The sequence below is a fragment of the Pseudomonas sp. PSB11 genome (assembly GCF_014596605.1).
In the GTDB taxonomy this organism is placed as follows: Bacteria; Pseudomonadota; Gammaproteobacteria; order Pseudomonadales; family Pseudomonadaceae; genus Aquipseudomonas; species Aquipseudomonas umsongensis.
In genome coordinates this window covers 1-15,840 of record NZ_NOIO01000050.1, presented here as the reverse complement: position 1 = coordinate 15,840, position 15,840 = coordinate 1, and the positions used below count along the sequence as shown (strand labels likewise).

Here is a 15,840-nt window from a genome sequence, read left to right as displayed (position 1 = left end):
ATTCTTTATCGGCGCTTGGGTGAAAGGAGGAGGGGCGAACTCTCCCACAGTCTGTACTGCGTCAACAGTCAGAATCGAGCCTTGTCCCTCCTCCTCCCTTCAAGTCCTACCATACAAGCGAGCCTGCTCGCGAATGCGGTGGACCCGCTACACCATCTTTGGCTGGCACACTGCTTTCGCAAGCAGGCTCGCTCCCACAGAAAAACGGTCTGCGATGCCTTGTATCACCGGGAGTCGGCCACGCGAGCCTTATGTGGTAGGCTTTGCCGGTTTGCACGATGGGCGTTTATGACCCGGTGTTTCGGCACGGGCGTTCTGAGCGTCCCATTTGTCCGCCTTCAGGAGTTCTCATGCGTCTGACCCAGATTTTCGCCGCCGCCGCCATTGCGTTGGTCAGCACCTTTGCCGTCGCCGATGACGCGGCCGATAAAGCCATTCGTAAAAGCCTGGAAAACCTCCAGCTCGAAGTTCCGGTGGAAAGTATTTCCGCCAGCCCGCTGCCGGGCCTGTATGAAGTCAAGCTCCAGGGCAGCCGCGTGCTGTACGCCAGTGCTGACGGCCAGTACGTCGTCCAGGGCTACATGTTCCAGCTCAAGGACGGCAAGCCGGTCAACCTGACCGAGAAGACCGAACGCCTGGGCGTTTCCAAACTGGTCAATGCGATCCCTGTCGCGGAAACCGTGGTGTACCCGGCCATTGGTGAAACCAAGTCGCACATCACCGTGTTCACCGACACCACCTGCCCGTACTGCCATAAACTGCACGCCGAAGTGCCTGAACTGAACAAGCGCGGCATCGAAGTGCGCTATGTTGCGTTTCCGCGCCAGGGCCTGGGTTCGCCGGGTGACGAGCAGTTGCAGGCGGTCTGGTGCTCCAAAGACAAGAAAGCCGCCATGGACAAAATGGTCGATGGCAAGGAAATCAAGGCCGCCAAGTGCGATAACCCGGTGTCCAAGCAGTTCGCCCTCGGCCAGTCGATTGGTGTGAACGGCACACCGGCCATCGTTTTGGCGGACGGTCAGGTCATTCCGGGCTACCAGCCAGCGCCACAAGTCGCCAAACTGGCGCTGGGCGCCAAGTAATTCGAGTCAGCCTTTGACGCGTGTGGTCCGACGGCAGCTCAGTCGGGCCATCAATAGTGAGCCGCGAGCATGCGGCTGTTTTCACGGCCGGCCTCGAGTCGGCCGTTTTATGGGGAGTTCACAGTGAAACCGGTCAAAGTAGGCATCTGTGGGTTAGGGACCGTCGGTGGCGGTACCTTCAACGTACTTCAGCGCAACGCCGAGGAAATTGCTCGTCGTGCCGGGCGTGGAATCGAAGTGGCACAAATTGCCACGCGCACGCCAAAGCCTCAGTTCCAAACGACCGGTATTGCGATTACCACCGATGTCTTCGAAGTGGCCACGAACCCTGAGATCGACATCGTCATAGAGCTGATGGGCGGCTACACCGTTGCCCGCGAGCTGGTACTCAAGGCCATCGAGAATGGCAAGCATGTGGTCACCGCGAACAAGGCGCTTATCGCCGTTCACGGTAATGAAATTTTCGCCAAGGCACGCGAGAAGGGCGTGATCGTTGCGTTCGAAGCGGCCGTGGCCGGCGGCATCCCGGTGATCAAGGCGATCCGTGAAGGCCTGTCCGCCAACCGCATCAACTGGGTGGCTGGCATCATCAACGGCACCGGCAACTTCATTCTCACCGAGATGCGGGAGAAAGGCCGTACCTTCGAAGACGTGTTGGCCGAAGCGCAAGCCCTGGGCTACGCCGAAGCCGACCCGACCTTCGACGTCGAAGGTATCGATGCGGCGCACAAACTGACGATCCTGGCGTCCATTGCCTTCGGCATCCCGTTGCAGTTCGACAAGGCCTACACCGAAGGCATCACCAAGCTGACCACCGCTGACGTGAATTACGCCGAAGCCCTGGGCTACCGCATCAAGCACCTGGGCGTGGCGCGCAGCACCGCGGCCGGTATCGAGCTGCGCGTGCACCCGACGCTGATCCCGGCCGATCGCCTGATCGCCAACGTCAACGGCGTGATGAACGCGGTGATGGTCAACGGCGACGCCGCCGGTTCGACCTTGTTCTACGGTGCGGGTGCCGGCATGGAGCCGACCGCTTCGTCGGTGATTGCCGACCTGGTGGACGTGGTTCGCGCCATGACCTCGGACCCGGAAAACCGCGTACCGCACCTGGCGTTCCAGCCGGACTCGCTGTCGGCGCACCCGATCCTGCCGATCGATGCCTGCGAAAGCGCGTACTACCTGCGCATCCAGGCCAAGGATCATCCGGGCGTCCTGGCCCAGGTGGGCAGCATCCTGTCCGAGCGTGGCATCAACATCGAGTCGATCATGCAGAAGGAAGCCGAGGAGCACGATGGCCTGGTGCCGATGATCCTGCTGACCCACCGTGTGGTGGAACAGCGTATCAACGACGCCATCGAGGCACTGGAAGCGCTCCAGGGCGTGGTTGGCCCGGTAGTGCGGATTCGCGTCGAGCACCTGAACTAAGCCGTTATCGATTACCGGGCGCCGTGACCGGCGCCCGGCATTGCGAACACTGTCCCAATGGAGTCAGTCATGCGTTACATCAGTACCCGCGGCCAGGCACCGGCCCTGAATTTCGAAGACGTCCTGCTGGCAGGCCTTGCCACCGACGGCGGTCTGTACGTCCCGGAAAACCTGCCACGTTTCACCCAGGAAGAAATCGCTTCCTGGGCCGGCCTGCCGTATCACGAGCTGGCCTTCCGCGTTATGCGTCCGTTCGTCACCGGCAGCATCCCGGATGCCGATTTCAAAAAGATCCTTGAAGAAACCTACGGTGTGTTTGCCCACAGCGCCGTCGCGCCGCTGCGTCAGTTGAACGGCAACGAATGGGTGCTGGAGCTGTTCCACGGCCCGACCCTGGCGTTCAAGGACTTCGCCCTGCAACTGCTCGGTCGCCTGCTCGACTACGTGCTGGAAAAACGCGGCGAGCGCGTGGTGATCGTTGGCGCCACTTCCGGCGATACCGGCTCGGCGGCCATCGAAGGTTGCAAGCACTGCGAAAACGTCGACATCTTCATCCTGCACCCACACAACCGTGTGTCCGAAGTGCAGCGTCGGCAGATGACGACCATTTTCGGCGAGAACATCCACAACATCGCCATCGAAGGCAACTTCGATGACTGCCAGGAAATGGTCAAGGCGAGCTTCGCCGACCAGGGCTTCCTCAAGGGCACACGCCTGGTGGCGGTAAACTCGATCAACTGGGCGCGGATCATGGCCCAGATCGTCTACTACTTCCACGCAGCCCTGCAACTGGGCGGTCCGGCGCGCTCGGTGGCGTTCTCGGTGCCAACCGGTAACTTCGGCGACATCTTCGCCGGCTACCTGGCACGCAACATGGGCCTGCCGATCAACCAGTTGATCGTCGCCACCAACCGCAACGACATCCTGCACCGCTTCATGAGCGGCAACCAGTACGTCAAGGAAACCCTGCACGCGACCCTGTCGCCGTCGATGGACATCATGGTGTCCTCGAACTTCGAACGCCTGCTGTTCGACCTGCACGGTCGCAACGGCGCGGCGATTGCTGGCCTGATGGACAGCTTCAAGCAGGGCGGCGGTTTCAGCGTCGAGCAGGAGCGCTGGACGGAAGCGCGCAAACTGTTCGACTCGCTGGCCGTGGACGATGAGCAAACCTGCGAAACCATCGCCGAGGTCTTTGAACAGACCGGTGAAGTGCTGGACCCGCACACCGCGATCGGCGTCAAGGCCGCACGCGAATGCCGTCGCAGCCTGGATATCCCGATGGTGATCCTGGGCACGGCCCATCCGGTCAAATTCCCGGACGCCGTGGAAAAAGCCGGTGTAGGAAAAGCCCTCGAGCTGCCTGCACATCTTTCTGATTTGTTTGAAAGAGACGAGCGCTGCACCGTATTGCCGAATGACCTGAAGGCCGTGCAGGCCTTCGTCAGCCAACACGGTAACCGCGGTAAGCCTTTGTAACGGGCAAACCCTGTCACACAACAAAGCCCGTCTCCTGACGGGCTTTGTTGTTTTTGCATGCCACACTTGCCAACAGGATTCGCCCACGGAGAGGGGCGAACGGTTCTGCAAGGAAGTGGCAATGCCGGTTTACAGACAATCCAGGCCAGCGGCGTGCTGGCTGCTATTGCTCAGTGTCCTGGCCATCTTGGCTCAGTGGGCAATCGCCGCGCCTGATCCGGCTCGTGAACCGGCAAAGGCCGGCGCCGGTGTGCGGATCGCGCTGGATGCCCGGGAACTTGAATGGATTGCCGGGCACCCGCCCGTCAAGGTAGCGTCGCTGGAATACCCGCGCTACCTGTTCAAGAATGAACAGGGCCAGTGGAGCGGCCTTAACAGGGACATGCTCGATCGCATCAGCGCCATGACGGGGCTGCGTTTTGTCCATGTCGAGTCATTCTCCATCGAGCATATGCTTCAAAGCCTGGAGCGCGCAGAAGCGGACATGAGCACGACGCTGGCAATGAATGACGAGCGCAAGGTGTTCCTGGATTTCAGCCATTCCTATGGCGGCTCTGGCTGGGTGTTTGTCGGGCGGGCCGGGGCACCGCAGGTCGAGTCACTGCAGCAGTTGGCCAAGCGCGTGTTGGTACTGCCGACCCGGCATGTGCTGGAGGCAGTGATTCGTCGTGACCACCCCAACATCGAGTTGCGTTCGGTCAAGACCTATGCGCAAGCCCGCGCGCTGGTGGAAAGCGGGGAGGCCCATGCCACCATCGAAAGCGAAACAGGCGCACGACTCTTGCCCTTGGGCCAGCTTCAAGTGGGGCAAATCGTGGAAGGCCAGTGGGACCCGGATTACCTGACGGTGCGCAAAGGCCAATCGCAACTGCTCAGTATCCTCAACAAAGCCCTCGAGGCTTTTCCTCCCGCTGAACTACGTGCCTTGCATTCGAAGTGGCTCAATGGCGATCCCCTCCCGACAGCCTGGCAGCAATTTGCCCCATGGGCTGGCTGGGGCCTGTTGGCCGCCAGCCTGTGTGGTTTGCTCTCGCTACGCTGGAGGCGCCGTTTGGCCGGACAGGTGTAAGGCTGATGTTTTTTCCCTGTCATCTTCGCCGTGCATGCTCTATCGACCGCAGGCGCAGGCTCACCTGCACGCGGTTTTCAGAACTTTCTACTCGGCCCAGCGGTCATTACAGTACACACGCCCCAGGCACTTTGTTTTCGGACTATTGAGTGGTGATCGGATGGAAAGTATCAGTCTATTGCTCGGTGAGGCTCTGAGCCCGTACCAGGTGACGTTGACCCCGTCAGGCATACATGGCGAATGCCGGGTGACCTTGAAGAATGCAATCGGTGCCATAGTGGTCGATCGGGTGTTCAATCAGGCGCAGTTGGCCGACAAGCGTCAGTTGACTGATGTCGTCGACGGTCTGCACCGCGATGTGCTGATTGCCGAAGGGCGCCTGGAGCCCTGCGTTATCGCAGCGTTGCGCAATGCGGCACAGGACAAGTTGGTGGCTAGCCGAAATTGAATGGCCGGTTGTGGGAACCTTCCTGCATCCTCATCGTCAGATCCAGTAACAGCGGGATCAAGCATTGTGCTCCGGTGCTTGTCGCTTGCTGTTACTGGTCTTTGAAAGACCACGTTTAACCCCGAGTCGTCTCCCCACTTCTCGGGGTTTCTTTTTGCCTGGCAATTGTCAGTAGCCGTCCTGATGCTCGAAAAATTCCCGGGCTGCTCGCAGGTAGTCGCTGCGGCTTTGCGGGTCGAGCCAGCCGGCATACGCCTCGCTCAAATGGTCTCGGGGCAGGGCGCGCAGCAATTGGTTGATCTCGATGATCGCCTGCCGCCCCTGGGGTGTATTGGTGCAGCCGATGTAGCCGGACAGGTATCTGCCGGTGCCACGAACCGGATAGAACTGCAGCTCCTCTTCCGCGATCCCTTGTTGTCGCGCCTGATAGCGAATCTCCGGGCGATAGCCCAACAGCAACTGCAGGCGTCCCAGGCGTTGCATTTGCAGCAGGCTGCCCAAGGCGTCATTGCCGTAATGAAGCGTCAGCGCCTTGCCCGGCGCCTGTTTGAGCAGGGCGTCAAGGTATTCGCCATAGTTGCGTTCGGCAACAATGCCCAAGGTCACGTTGCCGGTGGCCAACAAGGCCGCCAGGTCTACCTCTCCATCCTTGAGGAACGGGGTCAGTATCTCCCGATCGTTGCTGCGCACGGCCAGGCCATTGCTCATGGCGCGAAAGACCGGCAGGGAAAATGCGATCCAGCTTTCGCGCTCCTTGCTCCAGTTCAGCGCCGCATCGCAGGTGAGGGAGGGTTCGTGAAGCATTTGCAAGCCACGGGCACGATTGACCTTCATCACGCTGTGCCGGTACTGCGGCATGCCGGCGATCAGCTGCCGGAGCAATTGATCGATGACCCCCTGGCCTTTTTCCGGTCCGTTGAAAATGAACAGCGGCGGTAGATCGCGTTTCAGCCAGACCAGGGATTCCTTGGGCTGCGCGGACACGGGCGAGGCCAGCGTAACGATCAGGGCCAGGCTCGCCAACGCGCGCAGGCGTCGCCCGGCCAACAACAGGCCGGGCTTGATGAGTCGCGCAAACAAACGCTTGAGCTCAGATGGCTCCGTCTTTGCGCAGTTGTGTGATCTGCGACGCGTCATAGCCAAGTTCCTGGAGTACCTGGGCATTGTGCTCACCCAGTTGCGGGCCGACCCATTCACAATCACCGGGTGTCTCTGAGAGTTTCGGCACGATCCCTGGCATCTTGAAGTCCTTGCCATCGGGCAGCTTGGCCTGCAGGAACATTTCCCGGGCGAGGTACTGAGGATCGCTGAACATGTCTTCGGCGCTGAAGATCCGGCTGGCCGGTACGTCGGCCTGGTTCAAACGCTCGATGACGGTGTCCAGGGGCAGTGAATTGACCCAGCGATCGATGACCCCGTAGATTTCGTCGCGACGGCTGTCGCGGCCGTCGTTGCTGGCCAGCAGCGGATCGTTGGCCAGGTCTTCCCGGCCAATGAGCAGCATGAAACGCTTGAAGATGGCATCGCCATTGGCGCCGATCTGCACATGCTTGCCATCGGCACTGGTGTGGATCGAAGAGGGCGTGATGCCCGGCATGATGTTGCCGGTGCGCTCGCGGATGAAGCCGAACACGTCGAACTCCGGCACCATGCTTTCCATCATGGCGAAGATCGCCTCGTACAGCGCCACGTCCACTACTTGCCCCTGACCGCCATTGACCTCGCGGTGACGCAGGGCCATGAGGGCACCGATCACGCCCCACAGCGCGGCAATCGAGTCACCGATGGAGATCCCGGTGCGCACCGGCGGCCGATCCTCGAACCCGGTGATGTAGCGCAGGCCGCCCATGGATTCGCCGACTGCGCCAAACCCGGGTTGATCCTTCATCGGGCCGGTCTGGCCGAAGCCAGAGAGCCGCACCATGACCAGCTTTGGATTCAGTGCATGCAGGACGTCCCAGCCCAGGCCAAGCTTTTCCAGTACGCCGGGGCGGAAGTTCTCGATCAGGATGTCCGCTTCACTGAGCAGTTTCTTCAGGATCGCCTGGCCGTCCGGATGCTTGAGGTTGAGCGTCAGCGACTTTTTATTGCGTGCCTGGACGAACCACCACAGCGAGGTGCCCTCGTACAACTTGCGCCATTTGCGCAATGGATCGCCGCCGTCCGGCGACTCGACCTTGACCACATCGGCACCGAATTCAGCGCAAATGCGCGAGGCGAACGGGCCGGCGATCAAGGTACCCAATTCGATGACTTTCAGACCTGAGAGCGGTTTGGCAGAGGACGGCATGCGGGCTCCTGTTGGACAAGGGTTGAGCGAGTACAGAGTTTTAACATAGCCGACGGTCAGGCGCCCAAGGGAGATCGCCTTCTATTCGTTGATTGGTGGCTGCATCGGTTAGACTTGCCGCCTTTCCACGTATCAAGAAGCCCGTTCATGGCCCAGCCGTCCACGACCTACAAGTTTGAACTGAACCTCACCGACCTCGATCGCAGCGTCTACGAGTCCGTCAAGCAGACCATCGCCCGCCACCCTTCGGAAACCGAAGAGCGCATGACCGTGCGCCTGCTGGCCTACGCCCTCTGGTACAACGAGCAACTGTCGTTCGGCCGTGGCCTGTCGGACGTGGATGAACCAGCGTTGTGGGAAAAGAGCCTGGATGATCGCGTCCTGCACTGGATCGAAGTCGGCCAGCCGGACGCCGATCGCCTGACCTGGTGCTCGCGCCGCACCGAACGCACCAGCCTGCTGGCCTACGGCAGCCTGCGCGTGTGGGAAGGCAAGGTGATCCCGGCGATCAAGAACCTGAAAAACGTCAACATTGCGGCGGTCCCTCAGGAAGTCCTGGAAACCCTGGCCAAAGACATGCCCCGGGTGATCAAGTGGGACGTGATGATCAGCGAAGGGACGATTTTCGTCACCGACGACCGCGGCCAGCATGAAGTCCAGTTGCAGTGGCTGTTGGGCGAACGCGGCTGATCAGTCGCTGCCTCACCGGTTTTATCCTACGTATTGAAGAGAAGCCCCTGTCACCCCATGCGCATCGAACCTCGCCAGCTGCCCGACACCCTGCCATTTCTCGGTGATATCCCACCGCTGCTGACCCGGCTGTACGCAGCGCGGGGCGTGCAATCCGAAGCCGAACTGGACAAAAGCCTGGCACGGTTGATTCCGTTCCAGCAGCTCAAGGGCATCGAGGCAGCGGTGGATCTGCTGGTGACCGCACTCCAGCAGCGCCAGAGGATCCTGATCGTTGGCGACTTCGATGCCGACGGTGCCACCGCCAGTACCGTGGGCACCCTGGGCTTGCGCTTGTTGGGTGCGGCGCATGTCGACTATCTGGTGCCCAACCGATTCGACTACGGCTACGGCCTGACCCCGGAAATCGTCGCCGTGGCCCTGGAGCGTCAGCCACAGTTGCTGATTACCGTGGACAACGGCATTTCCAGCGTCGAAGGCGTGGCCGCGGCGAAAAAGGCCGGGCTCAACGTGTTGGTCACCGACCACCATTTGCCGGGCGATGAACTGCCGCTGGCCGATGCCATCGTCAATCCGAACCAGCCCGGTTGCACATTCCCGAGCAAAGCGCTGGCCGGCGTCGGGGTGATTTTCTACGTGCTGATGGCCTTGCGCGCGCGTTTGCGCGAACTCGGCTGGTACGCCAGCAAGCCGCAGCCGAACATTGGCGAATTGCTCGATCTGGTGGCGCTGGGCAGCGTGGCCGACGTGGTGCCGCTGGATGCCAATAACCGCATCCTGGTGCATCAGGGCCTGGAACGCATACGCGCCGGACGTGCCCGGCCAGGGATCAAGGCGATTCTCGAAGTGGCCAAGCGTGATCATGCGCGCATCACCTCCACCGACCTGGGGTTTATCGTTGGTCCACGCCTCAACGCCGCCGGGCGACTGGATGACATGAGCCTGGGCATCGAATGCCTGCTGACCGAAGACGTGGCGCTGGCGCGGGAGATGGCGGCGCAGCTGGACGGGATGAACCAGGACCGTAAATCCATCGAGCAGGGCATGCAGCGTGAAGCGTTGGCCCAGCTCAAGGATTTGCCGGTGGAGTCGATGCCATTCGGTTTGTGCCTGTTCGATCCCGAATGGCACCAGGGCGTCATCGGCATCCTGGCCTCGCGCATGAAAGAGCGTTATTTCCGTCCGACCATCGCCTTTGCCGATGCTGGCGACGGGCTGCTCAAGGGCTCGGGGCGTTCGGTGCAGGGCTTTCATATTCGCGATGCCCTGAGCGTGGTGGCGGCGCAACATCCGAACCTGATCACCAAGTACGGTGGTCATGCCATGGCCGCTGGCCTGACGCTGCCGGAGGCGAATTTTCCATTGTTCGCCGAAGCTTTCGACGCCGAAGTGCGTCGGCAATTGCGCGACGAAGACCTGACCGGGCGTTTGCTGTCGGACGGGGTTTTGGCGGTCGAAGAATTCCACCTCGAACTGGCCCGTGCATTACGCCACGCCGGGCCTTGGGGCCAGCACTTCCCGGAGCCGCTGTTTCATGGCGTGTTTCAGTTGGTCGAGCAGCGTGTCGTCGGTGAACGGCACCTCAAGGTGGTACTCAGGAGCGAGTGCGGCTCGGTCAAGCTCGATGGCATTGCCTTCGGGATCGACCGTGAGGTCTGGCCAAACCCGACCATCAAGTGGGTAGAGCTGGCTTACAAACTCGACGTCAACGAGTTTCGCGGCAATGAGACCGTGCAACTGATGATCGCCCACATCGAACCCCGTTGAACCCGCCCTGTAGGAGCGAGCATGCTCGCGATGGTCGCCAACGATGACGCTGGCTACCTGACACCCCGCGGTGACTGGGACCCCATCGCGAACATGCTCGCTCCTACAGGAGAGGGGGCGACATCCCCCGATGTCGACTAGGCTCTAAAGCACTGCTTGATTATCCTTGTGACGTCTTGTCAATCTTTTGCCCGCGGGGGCGGGTGCTGCATCCCTTTCATGTCACTCGTCGACTATTCAAACAGAACCCTGGAGCCTGCCCACTGATTTGAGAGGTGCCCCATGAGTCTGCTGCTTGAACCCTACACCCTGCGTCAATTGACCTTGCTCAATCGCATTGCGGTATCGCCAATGTGCCAGTATTCGAGCGTCGATGGCTTGGCCAATGACTGGCACCTGGTCCACCTCGGTAGTCGCGCCGTCGGCGGCGCCGGACTGGTCTTTACGGAAGCCACGGCGGTCACGGCCGACGGACGAATCACCGCCCAGGACCTTGGCCTGTGGAGCGATGAACAAATCGAACCCTTGCAACGCATCACCCGTTTCATTGCCGCTCAAGGCGCCGTTGCTGGCATCCAGCTGGCCCACGCAGGTCGCAAGGCCAGTACCTATCGACCCTGGCTCGGCAAGCATGGCAGCGTAAAGATTGACGAGGGCGGCTGGTTGCCGGTTGGCCCGTCGCCAATCGCCTTTGACCCGCAACACACACAACCCAAGCAGCTGGACGAAGGCGAGATCGCTGACGTCATCCAGGCCTTTGTCGACTCGGCGAAGCGCGCGTTGACCGCAGGATTCAAGGTGGTCGAAGTGCATGCGGCCCATGGCTATCTGCTGCACCAGTTTCTTTCGCCCCTGAGTAATCAGCGGCGTGACCAGTACGGCGGTTCCTTCGAAAACCGCATTCGCCTGGTCTTGCAGGTCACCGAAGCGGTGCGCAAGGTCTGGCCCGAAGAGTTGCCGCTGTTCGTGCGGGTGTCCGCCACCGACTGGGTGGAGGATGGCTGGAACCCGGATGAAACCGTCGAGCTGGCGCGACGCCTTAAGGACTTGGGTGTGGACCTCATCGACGTCTCGTCAGGCGGTACGGCAGTCAACGCGGAAATCCCCACGGGTCCGGGTTATCAGACCCGCTTCGCCGAACGTGTGCGCAAGGAGTCAGGCATCGCTACCGGTACGGTGGGCATGATCACTGAGCCTGCACAGGCCGAACATATCCTGCGCACCTGCCAGGCGGACATCATCTTCCTCGCTCGTGAGCTGTTGCGTGATCCTTATTGGGCATTGCATGCCGACGATGACCTGGGTGGGCGCAAAGCCATCTGGCCGGCGCAATATCACCGCGCCACCCATCGTGACCAACCCATTCATGAGTCGGATTTGCGGGATTGAGTGAGGTCGCAAACCAAAAGCCCCGGTCGATTTGACCGGGGCTTTGTTTTCTCCGTCAGCTGTACTTGCGCTTGTCCGGTGCCGGCGGGAAGTACTGGTACAACCACGTTTCACTCAGCGTCCGGTCATTGGTGCGAATGAACAGGCGCAGCTCCACTGGCTCGACACTGTCGTTGGTCGGATACCAGTCAAAGGTGATGCGGTAGCCCTTGATGTCATCGAGCACCAGCACGTTGAAGTCCTTCACCTCTCCGTTCGAACAGGTGACCACCGGTTCTATCCCGGCGCCTGCAGGCAAGCGATCCAGGCCCCCACCGGTAAAGTCCACGGCGAAGCGACGGGCCCAGACCTCTGGGTAATGCTCGCCCGGCGCCCAGCCTTCGGTAAAACCGCCCATGCCCGAACGGGTCGCGTTGACCCGTGCCAGCGGCGTGCCGACGGGTGGCAGGGCGCTCCAGTACAGTTTGTAGCCGTAATTCAGAGAGTCGCCGGCCGCCACCGGCTTTTTCGGGGTCCAGAAGGCAACGATGTTATCGAGGGTCTCGCCGGTGGTAGGAATCTCCAGCAGATCGATAGAGCCTTCGCCCCACGGGGTCGTCGGTTCTACCCACAGGCTTGGGCGTCGGCTGTACCAATCGACAGTATCCTGATAGCTGGCGAATTCGTGATCGGTCTGCACCAGGCCGAAACCTTTCGGGTCCTTGTCGGAGAAGGCGTTGAATTGCAGGGTGGCCGGATTGTTCAGCGGGCGGCAGATCCACTCGCCATTGCCGCGCCACATCGCCAGGCGATCGGAGTCGTGGATTTGCGGGTGAATGGTGTCGCACATGCGGCGCTCGTGGGTGCCGCAACTGAACATGCTGGTCATCGGCGCAATGCCCAGTTGTTCGATGGCGGTGCGCGCGTTGACATGGGCGTCGACCTCCATCACCACGCGTTCGGCCTGGCAATCGATGTCAAAGCGGTAGGCGCCGGTCGCGCTCGGCGAATCGAGCAAGGCGTAGACCACGAAGCGCGTGCTGTCCTTGTCTGGCGTCTCGAACCAGAACTTGGTGAAGTCGGGGAATTCTTCGCGCTTCTTCGCATAGGTGTCGATCGCCAGGCCGCGGGCCGACAAGCCGTACTGGCCGGTGGCGTCTACCGCTCGGAAATAGCTGGCGCCGAGGAAAGACACCACGTCGTGTTTGTCCAGTTCCGGCGCCTTGAACAGCTTGAACCCGGAAAATCCCAGGTCGCCCTTGAGCTGCTGGGTGTCGACGGACGTATTCTCATAGTTGAACAACGAAGGACGGAAATGCACTTCGCGGGCCATGTGGCTCTTGGGATCGACGCTGTACATGCGCACTGGCTGGCGAAAGCCCATGCCGACATGGAAAAACTGCACATCCAACTGGCCATTCAAGTCATTCCACAGCGAATGCTTGCCGTCATAGCGAATGGCATTGAAATTCTGCGGGGTCATGGTCGCCAGGGTGGGCGGCAGCACCTGCTTGGTATCCTGGTAGCGGTTGCTGGCCAGTTGCTTGGCCTGGACCTTCAGCGCTTCGAAGTCGAACGCCTGGGCTTCGCCGTCCGCTGTGCCATTGCTTGCCCAGGCACCGGCAGCGAGCAGGCCGGTGGCCGACAAACCGGAGTAGGCGGCGATGGCCATGGAGGCTTTTAGCAAATTCCTGCGATGCATAAGTACAACCTGTCGTGAACGATCCCGCGCCGTTCCTGGCACTGCTGGATCAAAAATATCGGTTCGGACATGCCTTCGGCCAAACGCAACTGCCTTTAAACAGATAACGAATAGCTTAAACCGTTCGGTTGCGCAGCAAAAACGATTGATGGCGTGACGATGGCGCGGCAATGAAACAAGAGATGTCGGTTAACGTTTCCGACAGGGGTTTCTGATTTATAGGGCATTTATGCGTTTTTCGACTAATTACTCTAAAAAGCCCTTTTCAGCGCCCAGATAATTTCTATTCTATGGGCATGACCGGTTTCTGCCCTTCGGGCCGGTGGGCTTCAGTGGACACAGGGTGCTACTGAAAAGGGTAGGGCGATGCAATATCTGAAGTTTTCTTTGACGTAGAGAAGGACATCGTCCATGTCGAAAGTACAAGGCATCACCGAAATCCTGGGAATCTTTGCGTGCCTATCTACTGGCCGGCGCAGACGTCGGCTCAATAGCGAGGAAATGAAATTGGTGGAGCGCTATCGCGAGTTGTCGGAGAGTGATCGCATTGCGATGCGTTATCTGGTGGATGCGATGCGCAGTGTTTCGCGGTTTTGAAGAAATGGATCGTTCAACCGCAGCAAATTTGCCGCGGCTGAATGTTCGCCCTTTACATCCGCGTGTCGCGATAACTGTTTCCAAATGCTCGCCTGTTGCAAGCCCCGGTACCTATTGGCACCGGGGCAACTTACTTTACCGACGAACCTTCCACGCATCCCCCGCAGGTGCCGTGCCGTGGTCATACGGCTTGGCGATCCACATGTAGAGCAGTCCCAGGCCAATGACGATGGCGGTGCTCAAGACCATGGCGTAGTTGATGTACCACGCCGCATCCGGCGTCCGTGGCCAGGCCATGTTGATGATTGCGCCGACGCCGTAGACCAGCGCGCCGATGTTCACTGCCCAGCCCCAGGCGCCGAGGGTGAATTGGCCGCTCGGTTTCCAGCCTTTGAGGCGGGCATACAGCGCCGCGAGCACGATCATCTGGAAGGCCAGGTAGATGCCGATGGCGGCGAAGCTGACGATGGTGGCGACTGCATCCTGCAGGAAGAAGCCGAGGATGATGATCAGCGCTGGCAGGACGCCGGACACGAACAGCGCGGCAACCGGAACCTGGGTTGTCGGAGAAATCTTCTTCAGCAGTCGGCTGCCGATGACCATTTCATCCCGGGCGTAGGAGTACAACAGGCGACTCGCCGCCGCTTGCAGGCTGATGACACAGGAGATGAATGAAATCATCACCACGCCCATCACCATTTTCGAACCGATTGGGCCGAAGGCGTTGTTGAGGATGGTGCCGACCGGGTCCTTGTCGGTGCCGTCGATCACCGCTTGCATGTCTGGCACGGCGAGGATCAGTGCCAGACAGGCGAACATTGCCGCAATGCCGCCGATGTAGATGGTCATGCGCATGGCCACCGGGATCTTCTTGCTCGGGTTCGGGGTTTCTTCGGCCACGTCGCCGCAGGCCTCGAAGCCGTAGTAGAGGAACATGCCCGCCAGCGAAGCGGTGAGGAAGGCCGGCAGGTATGAGCCATCGATGCTGATGTCGAAGGTGTTGAACAGCACGCCAATCGATTGATGGCGCTCGAAGACCAGCAGGTAGACGCCGACGATCACTGCACCCACCAGTTCACAGAGGAAGCCGAACATGGCAATGCGCGCCAGCACCTTGGTGCCGCTGAGGTTGATCAGGGTGGCAAACAGCGTCAGCACCAGGGCAATGACGATGTTGGTGTTGTTGTTCGGTTCAAAGCCGAGCATGGCGGCCAGGTACGGGCCGGCGCCGACGGCTACGGCGGCAATGGTCACGCACAGCGCGATGGAGTAGATCCAGCCGACCATCCACGCCCAGCGCTTGCCCACAAGGCGACGCGCCCACGGGTAAACGCCACCGGAAATCGGGAACTGCGACACCACTTCACCAAAGATCAGGCACACCAGCAACTGGCCGCAACCGACCAGCAGATAGGCCCAGAACATCGGTGGCCCGCCAGCGGCGAGGCACAGGCCGAAGAGGGTATAAACCCCTACGACCGGCGAGAGATAAGTGAAGCCCAGGGCGAAGTTTTCCCACAGGCTCATGCTGCGATTGAAGTTGGAGGTGTAACCCAGTTTTCGCAGTTGCTCGGCGTCGCTGTCGACGACGGCAGTAGAGAGATCGGGTGATGCAGTCATGTGTGTTTCTCCGGAAAATCGGCAGATTTCGGATGTCCGAAGCCGTGGCGGCGCCTGGAGGCGCCGCCCGGATCGGTGGTTATTGTTGTTTTGTTGGCTTTGAAACCTGGTGGTGCCTGATGCCGGTTTCGACCTTGAAACCGTGGTGACGCCATCGCTCCTACAGGGGTTAATGCTTGAACATCACATGCCGCACGACGGTGTAATCCTCCAGCCCATACATCGACATGTCCTTGCCATACCCCGACAACTTCTGCCCGCCATGGGGCATTTCGCTGACCAGCATGAAGTGCGTGTTGA

General features: G+C 60.4%; 13 protein-coding genes and 1 pseudogene. 9 read left to right on the top strand and 5 right to left on the bottom strand.

Annotated elements, in window-relative coordinates; genetic code table 11:
• Positions 1 to 350: 350 nt before the first annotated feature.
• From dsbC to CGA21_RS29350, 5 genes and pseudogenes are all read left to right on the top strand, one after another.
• Complete coding sequence (dsbC, locus tag CGA21_RS29370; RefSeq protein WP_034149004.1) at positions 351 to 1,082, top strand: bifunctional protein-disulfide isomerase/oxidoreductase DsbC; 732 nt, start codon at positions 351 to 353, stop codon at positions 1,080 to 1,082.
• Positions 1,083 to 1,205: 123 nt separating this feature from the next.
• Entirely contained in the window at positions 1,206 to 2,510 is a 1,305-nt protein-coding gene (locus CGA21_RS29365; RefSeq protein ID WP_110755152.1) for a homoserine dehydrogenase, read from the top strand.
• A 69-nt stretch (positions 2,511 to 2,579) separates the two neighbouring features.
• Positions 2,580 to 3,989 (top strand): threonine synthase, encoded by a 1,410-nt coding sequence (thrC, locus tag CGA21_RS29360; protein ID WP_020795649.1) that lies wholly within the window; start codon positions 2,580 to 2,582, stop codon positions 3,987 to 3,989.
• A 121-nt stretch (positions 3,990 to 4,110) separates the two neighbouring features.
• Positions 4,111 to 5,046 (top strand): annotated as a pseudogene (locus CGA21_RS29355) (transporter substrate-binding domain-containing protein); the annotation flags it as partial.
• A 172-nt stretch (positions 5,047 to 5,218) separates the two neighbouring features.
• Positions 5,219 to 5,506: a DUF3509 domain-containing protein gene (locus CGA21_RS29350; RefSeq protein ID WP_020795651.1), complete on the top strand. Its 288-nt coding sequence runs from the start codon at positions 5,219 to 5,221 to the stop codon at positions 5,504 to 5,506.
• Positions 5,507 to 5,674: 168 nt separating this feature from the next.
• Here the strand turns inward: CGA21_RS29350 and CGA21_RS29345 are convergent, their stop codons facing one another.
• Both CGA21_RS29345 and CGA21_RS29340 read right to left on the bottom strand, forming a co-directional pair.
• Complete coding sequence (locus CGA21_RS29345) at positions 5,675 to 6,643, bottom strand: TIGR02285 family protein (protein WP_188265659.1); 969 nt, start codon at positions 6,641 to 6,643, stop codon at positions 5,675 to 5,677.
• Complete coding sequence (locus CGA21_RS29340; protein WP_110755135.1) at positions 6,597 to 7,796, bottom strand: CaiB/BaiF CoA transferase family protein; 1,200 nt, start codon at positions 7,794 to 7,796, stop codon at positions 6,597 to 6,599. Before CGA21_RS29340 ends, CGA21_RS29345 begins: the two co-directional genes overlap by 47 nt.
• A gap of 147 nt (positions 7,797 to 7,943) precedes the next feature.
• Between CGA21_RS29340 and CGA21_RS29335 the strand changes: the two genes are divergently transcribed.
• The 3 genes from CGA21_RS29335 to CGA21_RS29325 all read left to right on the top strand — a co-directional run bounded on the left by CGA21_RS29335 (position 7,944) and on the right by CGA21_RS29325 (position 11,642).
• Positions 7,944 to 8,486 carry a YaeQ family protein gene (locus tag CGA21_RS29335; protein ID WP_008057823.1) on the top strand — a complete coding sequence of 181 codons (543 nt, stop codon included), beginning with the start codon at positions 7,944 to 7,946 and terminating at the stop codon, positions 8,484 to 8,486.
• 57 nt (positions 8,487 to 8,543) lie between these two features.
• Positions 8,544 to 10,253: a single-stranded-DNA-specific exonuclease RecJ gene (gene recJ / locus CGA21_RS29330; protein WP_083348302.1), complete on the top strand. Its 1,710-nt coding sequence runs from the start codon at positions 8,544 to 8,546 to the stop codon at positions 10,251 to 10,253.
• Positions 10,254 to 10,535: 282 nt separating this feature from the next.
• On the top strand, positions 10,536 to 11,642 hold the full coding sequence (locus CGA21_RS29325) for an NADH:flavin oxidoreductase/NADH oxidase (protein ID WP_110755134.1): 1,107 nt from the start codon (positions 10,536 to 10,538) through the stop codon (positions 11,640 to 11,642).
• 55 nt (positions 11,643 to 11,697) lie between these two features.
• On the opposite strand, the gene CGA21_RS29320 is transcribed toward CGA21_RS29325, so the two are convergent.
• On the bottom strand, positions 11,698 to 13,323 hold the full coding sequence (locus CGA21_RS29320) for a glucan biosynthesis protein D (protein WP_110755133.1): 1,626 nt from the start codon (positions 13,321 to 13,323) through the stop codon (positions 11,698 to 11,700).
• Between the two features lie 411 nt (positions 13,324 to 13,734).
• Here CGA21_RS29320 and CGA21_RS29315 point away from each other — a divergent pair, with 411 nt between their 5' ends.
• Complete coding sequence (locus tag CGA21_RS29315; RefSeq protein WP_008057830.1) at positions 13,735 to 13,920, top strand: hypothetical protein; 186 nt, start codon at positions 13,735 to 13,737, stop codon at positions 13,918 to 13,920.
• A gap of 135 nt (positions 13,921 to 14,055) precedes the next feature.
• Here the strand turns inward: CGA21_RS29315 and CGA21_RS29310 are convergent, their stop codons facing one another.
• Both CGA21_RS29310 and CGA21_RS30550 read right to left on the bottom strand, forming a co-directional pair.
• Positions 14,056 to 15,540, bottom strand: a complete 1,485-nt coding sequence (locus CGA21_RS29310) for an APC family permease (RefSeq protein WP_188265658.1) — start codon at positions 15,538 to 15,540, stop codon at positions 14,056 to 14,058.
• Between the two features lie 169 nt (positions 15,541 to 15,709).
• Positions 15,710 to 15,840 (bottom strand): aldehyde dehydrogenase family protein (locus tag CGA21_RS30550; protein WP_345894469.1); only part of this gene is annotated, 131 nt, incomplete at its 5' end.